The sequence below is a fragment of the Virgibacillus sp. 7505 genome (genome assembly GCF_002272135.1).
Lineage (GTDB): Bacteria > Bacillota > Bacilli > Bacillales > Amphibacillaceae > Terribacillus.
The window spans coordinates 1-205 of the sequence record NZ_NPBF01000518.1 but is presented as its reverse complement, the minus strand read 5'-3'; the positions used below and the strand labels follow the sequence as shown (position 1 = coordinate 205).

At 42.4% G+C, this 205-nt stretch carries 1 pseudogene; it reads right to left on the bottom strand.

The window, feature by feature from the left end:
• Positions 1–56: 56 nt before the first annotated feature.
• Positions 57–205: pseudogene (locus tag CHH91_RS20040) on the bottom strand (chorismate-binding protein); the annotation flags it as partial.

Below are 205 nucleotides of genomic sequence, written 5' to 3'. Positions count from 1 at the left end.
AAATTGTACGTAAATGAATCATAATTGTCGATCATTAAAATCATCTCTTGCTCCTCCTAAGCTCTACTCGTTTTTGTTAAAACTCTCTGCTCTGCTAATTCAAGCGCACGCCATAGTGCCTGCGCCTTTTTCATTGATTCTTTGTACTCGTTTTCGGCATTGGAATCAATCACTATTCCAGCGCCTGCCTGGACATGGGCGTTCC